At 71.7% G+C, this 5,154-nt stretch carries 5 protein-coding genes and 1 riboswitch; of the genes, 3 read left to right on the top strand and 2 right to left on the bottom strand.

The genetic code is table 11. The features are described from left to right. Positions 1-870, bottom strand: an 870-nt coding sequence (locus DBR36_RS06890) for a glycine cleavage system protein T (protein WP_108318163.1), incomplete at its 3' end; no start/stop codon positions are given. Positions 871-1,033: 163 nt separating this feature from the next. After that, positions 1,034-1,128, bottom strand: a riboswitch (glycine riboswitch). 63 nt (positions 1,129-1,191) lie between these two features. Beyond that, the gene (locus DBR36_RS06885; protein ID WP_108318162.1) at positions 1,192-2,367 is read right to left on the bottom strand and encodes a MarP family serine protease; all 1,176 of its coding nucleotides are present in this window, start codon (positions 2,365-2,367) and stop codon (positions 1,192-1,194) included. Between the two features lie 221 nt (positions 2,368-2,588). Between DBR36_RS06885 and DBR36_RS06880 the strand changes: the two genes are divergently transcribed. The 3 genes from DBR36_RS06880 to DBR36_RS06870 form a co-directional block, all read left to right on the top strand. Continuing rightward, on the top strand, positions 2,589-3,314 hold the full coding sequence (locus DBR36_RS06880; RefSeq protein WP_108318164.1) for an NUDIX domain-containing protein: 726 nt from the start codon (positions 2,589-2,591) through the stop codon (positions 3,312-3,314). A 13-nt stretch (positions 3,315-3,327) separates the two neighbouring features. Next, positions 3,328-4,659 (top strand): quinolinate synthase NadA, encoded by a 1,332-nt coding sequence (nadA, locus tag DBR36_RS06875; protein WP_108318161.1) that lies wholly within the window; start codon positions 3,328-3,330, stop codon positions 4,657-4,659. After that, a partial coding sequence (locus DBR36_RS06870) for an FAD-dependent oxidoreductase (protein ID WP_146185264.1) occupies positions 4,656-5,154 on the top strand: 499 nt, incomplete at its 3' end. The genes nadA and DBR36_RS06870, both read left to right, overlap by 4 nt.

Genomic DNA, 5,154 nt, shown 5'->3' with positions numbered 1-5,154 from the left:
ACCGAGACCCGCCTGGGCGGGGACGATGTCGCGCGACAGCTCGTGCCCGTAGAGCGGCATCCCCGCCTCGAGGCGGAGGGTGTCGCGCGCGGCCAAGCCGCAGGGAACGAGCCCCTCGGGCTCCCCGGCAGCGAGCACGGCGTCCCACAGCGCACCCGCCTGCGCGAGCGGGATGAGCAGCTCGTATCCGTCCTCGCCGGTGTAGCCGGTGCGCGCGACGAAGAGGGGCGCACTCTCGAACGCCCCGTCGGTCCAGGCGTAGTAGCCGAGCTGGTCGAGGGCGGTGCCGGTGATCTCGACCCCCGCGGTGGAGCTCAGGATGCCATGGGCCCGGGGGCCCTGAAGGGCGATGAGGGCGAACTGGTCGGTGACGTCTTCGACCCGCGGGATCCCCCCACCCGACGTCACCGCGTAGTCCGTGCCCTCGAGCGGACGGTCGAGGAAGGCCTGCGCCGCCGACCAGGTGGCACGGGCGGCGTCGAACGACGCCGCGACGGCGTCCCGGTTCGACGCATTCGCGATGACGAGGAAGTAGTCGTCCGCGGTGCGGTAGACGATCACGTCGTCGACGATCCCCCCGCTCTCGGCCAGAACCATGGAGTACTTGGCCTTGCCGATCTTCATCGTCGAGATACGGCCGGCGAGCACGTAGTCGAGGAAGTCCCCGGCACGCCCGCCCTGCACCCAGAATTCGGCCATGTGCGAGATGTCGAACAGTCCGGCGGCCTCGCGGACGGCGCGGTGCTCGGCGAGGTCGAAGGTGTAGCGCACGGGCATGTTCCAGCCGCCGAAGTCGGTGAACGAGGCGCCGAGGGCCTCGTGCCGTTCGTGCAGCGGCGACGTGCGCGGTGGAGCGGGGGTGTCGGTCATGAGTTCTGCCGTTCGCGGTGACGGACAGACGCCGGTCGGCGCCTGAAGAACTCCCCCTCTGTCATGGGCCTGAGAGTTTCACCGGCGCAGCGTTTCGGGCGGCGCGGCTTTCACCGTCGGCGGGTTCGGGGACGTGGCATCCCGGACCTCTTTCCAGAGTGGCCCGATCGACGCGGTACGCGTACCTGAGAGATTGGCGGGGAGGCTTGCTCCTTCGGTGCCCGGCTGCGTTCGCCGGAGCTCTCCCGCATCGATCATGGGGCCGGTGTGGACTTGTGGGGTCAGCCTAGCGGAGCGGACCACGCGGGGGCAGCCCGACCGTCAGCCTCGGGTGCAGCTGCCGGATGCCACGGGTGCCGACAACGACCCCATCTGCGCCATGACGGGTTCGAGTTCGGCGGGGGTCATGGCGTAGCCGACGTTGTCGTCGGTGTCGGAGCGGGCGAAGACGATCCCGGCGACCTCGCCGGTCGTGGTCAGCAGCGGGCCCCCCGAGTTGCCCGGGCGCACGACGGCCGCGAGCGCGTAGATGTCGCGCGGGGTCGAGGACGCGTCGTAGATGTCGGGGACGGGGACGGTGCCCTCGGACAGCACCTGGGCACTGCCCGAGGTGAAGGGGCCGCCGCCCGGGTAGCCCTGCACGACGGCCGGCGAGCCGACACCCAGGGTCGACACGATCGGCAAGGCCGTGGCATCCAGTCCGTCCACCGAGACCACCGCGATGTCGTCGATCGGGTCGAAGTAGACCACGCGGCCCTCGCGGGCGGGCTGACCGGGCAGTTCGACGACGGGGGTGTCGACGCCGGCGACGACGTGGGCGTTGGTGACGACGCGGCCGTCGGCGACGACGAAGCCCGAGCCGCTCGAGGTGACACCGCAGGCGTAGGCGGTTCCCGACACGCGGGCGACGGACTGCGCCGCCTGCGTGAGGGCGGGGTCGTCGAGCGCGATCTCGGGAGCGCTCGGGACGGGGCCGATCTGGATGAGCTGGCCCAGGCGCGGGATGCCCTCGGCGAAGACCGAGCCGCGCAGCTCGGCGAGCGCGCCCCGCACGGGAGCGGGGGTGAGGTCGTCGATGGTGCGCACCACGGTGGACGAGCCCAGCGCGGCCGACACCACGGGGACGCCGGCGGGGGTGATCGATCCCGCGGCGAACGAGATCGCCAGGGCCGCGGCGGCGACGTTGACCACACCGCCCAGCAGCCGCTCGGGTACGCGCAGCTTGATGCGGTCGGCGCCGCGGCGGAAGAACCCGCCGACGGCGCTGCCGAGGCCGCTGCCGATCAGCAGCAGCAGGACGCCGCTGAGGATCATGAGGGGGCCGCGCCACGAGGGCGCAGTGACCCACTGGCCCACGAACGGCGTCACCCAGTAGGCGACGACGGCGCCGAGGGCGAGGCCGGCGAAGAACCCGATCGTGGCGAGGAACCCCCGCGAGAGGCCCACGATGAGCGCGATCGCCAGAAGGGCGATCAGAACGATGTCGATGAACGGCATCCGACCTCCTGAATCCGGTTCGAGGCTAGGGCGCTCGTCTGTGAGAACCCTTTCGACGCGCGGCGGCGCGCCCGGTCGCGCCGCTCCTGCCCTCGATAAACGCCGACGCTGTCGAGACACGCGGTGCCTCGCCGTGTTTCGACAGGATGGGCGTTTATCGGCGCGAGGGCGTCCCTTCTGGTCGGGATGACACTAAGATCGGTGACGGAGATATGGTCACCATGACACGAACCCAGAGCCCCGAGTCCCGCGACGCCGACGTGCGCGTCGCGGTGTCGACCGTCATCTTCAGCGTGCGCCGCGACGCCCACGACGAGCCGGTGCTCACCCTTCCGCTCGTCCGCCGCACGCGCGACCCCTTCGACGGCCGCTGGGCGCTACCGGGCGGTTGGCTCGACGCGACCGAGGGGCTCGACGCCGCGGCATCCCGAACCCTCGCCGAGACGACCGGCCTGACGCCCAGCTACCTCGAGCAGCTGTACGCGTTCGGCGCCGTCGACCGCTCCCCCACCCGGGTGGTGTCGATCGTCTACTGGGCGCTGCTGCGCTCGGACGAGGTCGACGCGCAGGTCGCCGCGCACGCGCGGCAGGGCGACGCCCCCGAGAACGTCGAGTGGTTCGACGCGACCGACCTGCCGGTCCTGGCGTTCGACCACAACGACATCGTCGAGTACACGCTGTGGCGCCTGCGCAACAAGGTCGGCTACAGCCGCATCGCGCACGGGCTGCTGCCCGACGAGTTCACCCTCGCGGATCTGCGCGAGGTGACCGAGTCGATCCTCGGCAAGCGTCTGGATCCGGCGAACTTCCGCCGCCAGGTCGACACGAGCGACACGCTCATTCCCACCGATCGCTTCCGCACCGGAAGCCATCGCCCCGCCCGTCTGTACCGCTACAACCGCGACGTGGAGCTCGCCGACCGCGGCCCGCTCCCGTCCCGTCACTGATCGGAAACCGCCCATGTCCGCCACTCCCCTCACCCTGCAGCCCCGCCCGGCGATCGACCCCAGCGTCGACCACGCGATCCAGGCGATCGTCTCGGGCGCGTCGACCGACGCGACGTGCACGACCGACCTCGCCGTCGGGCCCTGGGACTTCGACACGCGCCCCGGTTACGGTCCGGGATCGTCGATGGGCGACGTCATCCCCACCGGAGCGCCCCGTCAGGGCGAACTGCCCCAGCAGTACCGCGACGCCTCGGACGACGAGCTCGACGAGCGCATCCGCGCCGCGAAGGCCACGCTCGGCGACCGCGTCGTCGTGCTGGGGCACTTCTACCAGCGCGAAGAGGTCGTGCGCCACGCCGACTACGTGGGCGACTCGTTCCAGCTCGCCAACGCGGCCAAGGAGCGTCCCGAGGCCGAGGCCATCGTCTTCTGCGGCGTGCACTTCATGGCCGAGACCGCCGACCTGCTCTCGCGCCCCGACCAGGCCGTCATCCTGCCGAACCTCGCCGCGGGGTGCTCGATGGCCGACATGGCCGACATCGACCAGGTCGAGGAGTGCTGGGAGCAGCTCGAAGACGTCCTCGGCGACCTCGAGACCCCGGATGCCGACGGCCTCGTCCCCGTCATCCCGGTGACGTACATGAACTCCAGCGCCGCCATCAAGGGCTTCGTCGGTCGTCACGGCGGCATCGTCTGCACCTCGTCGAACGCCCGGACCGTGCTGGAATGGGCCTTCGCCCGCGGGCGCCGCGTGCTGTTCTTCCCCGACCAGCACCTCGGTCGCAACACCGCGAAGGCGATGGGGGTGCCCCTCGCGCAGATGCCGATGTGGAACCCGCGTAAGCCCCTCGGCGGCTCCACCGACGCGCAGATCGTCGACAGCCGCGTCATCCTGTGGCACGGCTTCTGCTCGGTGCACCGCCGCTTCACGGTCGACCAGATCGACAAGGCCCGCGCCGAGCACCCCGGCGTGCGCGTGATCGTGCACCCCGAGTGCCCGATGGACGTGGTGGATGCCGCGGACGAGGCCGGGTCGACCGACATCATCCGCAAGGCCATCGCCGCCGCGACCGAGCCGACGACCTTCGCGATCGGCACCGAGATCAACCTGGTCCAGCGCCTGGCCGCGCAGTACCCGCAGCACGAGATCTTCTGCCTCGACCCCGTGGTGTGCCCCTGCTCGACGATGTACCGCATCCACCCCGGCTACCTCGCGTGGGTGCTCGAATCGCTGGTCGCGGGGCAGGTCGTCAACCGCATCACCGTTCCCGCCGACGTCGCCGAACCCGCCACCGTCGCGCTCGAGCGGATGCTCGCGGCCAAGCCGAACGGCGCGGTGAAATGACGACCGTCGTCGTGGTGGGCAGCGGCATCGCCGGTCTCACGGCGGCGCTGCACGCGAGCGAGGCGGGATGCCGCGTCACCGTCGTGACCAAGGGCGCTCTGCCCGACACCAACACCCGTTGGGCGCAGGGCGGCATCGCCGCCGTGACCGACCCGGCCGACACGGTCGCCTCGCACGCCGCCGACACGGTCACCGCGGGAGCGGGGCTGAACGACCCGGCCGCGGTCGACGTCCTGGTCGGCGAGGGACCGGAGCGCATCGCGGAGCTCGTGGAGCGCGGGGTGGCCTTCGACCGCACGGCCGACGGGGACTTCTCGCGCGGACTCGAGGCGGCGCACGCGGTCGCCCGCGTGCTGCACGCCGGCGGCGACGCGACCGGGGCGGCGATCCAGGCGGCCCTCGGCGACGCCGTGCGCCGCTCCGACATCGTCGTGCGCGAGCACGCGCTGCTGCGCGACCTCGTCGTGACCGAGGGGCGGGTCGCCGGCGTCGAGC

It is taken from the genome of Microbacterium sp. HMWF026, from assembly GCF_003061325.1.
In the GTDB taxonomy this organism is placed as follows: Bacteria; Actinomycetota; Actinomycetes; order Actinomycetales; family Microbacteriaceae; genus Microbacterium; species Microbacterium testaceum_E.
Note: the sequence above shows the minus strand (reverse complement) of the source record. Positions and strands in the feature narration are given on the sequence as shown.